Origin of the sequence: Mycobacterium sp. 1245111.1, assembly GCF_001673405.1 — a bacterium.
Classification (GTDB): domain Bacteria; phylum Actinomycetota; class Actinomycetes; order Mycobacteriales; family Mycobacteriaceae; genus Mycobacterium.
This window is the reverse complement of the sequence record NZ_LZLV01000125.1, coordinates 1-772: the sequence shown is the minus strand read 5'-3', so window position 1 is coordinate 772 and position 772 is coordinate 1. Positions and strand designations below refer to the sequence as shown.

At 60.2% G+C, this 772-nt stretch carries 1 protein-coding gene; it reads right to left on the bottom strand.

Annotated features, from left to right (window positions below; translation table 11 throughout):
* Positions 1-772 (bottom strand): MMPL family transporter (locus tag A5658_RS20120; RefSeq protein ID WP_156751572.1); only part of this gene is annotated, 772 nt, incomplete at both ends.

Sequence of the window (772 nt, the reverse complement as noted above, 5' to 3'; positions counted from 1 at the left end):
GCGATCATCAGGTCGTACTTGGAGCCGTCCTTCCAGTCTTTGAAGGTGGCTGCGGTGCCGGCGAGGTAGATCTTGGCATCCTCCAGCGGGGTGCCCTTGAGCGACTCCTCGGCGGCCTCGCGGATTTTATCGACGCGCGCGATGCCTTCCGGCGACGCGGGATCGCCACGGTGCGAGATGATCAGCCGCACCGCCTTGCCGTCCGGCGAGAAGAAGTTGTTCAACGCGCGCTTGAAGTCCTTGTTCTGGAACACTTCTGGCGGCAGATAGAACGTGTCATCGTTCTTCGACTTGTCGAACGCGTCACCCTGGGCGGTGGCGTTGTCGGACTGCGCTTTTGCCTGTTCGTTCAGACCGTTGGTGGTGGCGTAGTTCGACATGATCGTGTCGAGGTTGTGCTGCTGGCTTTCGATCTGCGGCGGGATCAGCGCCACCAGCTGCGGCTGAATCTGGTCCAGCTTGTCGAGGTTCGCGCTGAGCGCCTCGATGTTCTCGCTCACCTGGTCGATGCCGTCGAGTGCGTTGAAGATCGACCGCACCGACCAGCACAGCGGGATGTCGAAGCAGTGCTTTTCCCAGTAGAAACCACTGCGGATCGGCCGGAAGAAGTCGTCGAAGTTGGCGATGTCGTCCCGCAACGACTCGGTGATCTTCACGGTTTCTTTTGTCAGCTTGGTGGTTTCGTGCGTGGTGTTGGTCAGATCCTGGGTGACCTTCATCTGCTCGTGCAGCGTCGCCATCGTCTTGCGCAGCTCGTCTGCCTGCTTGAGCA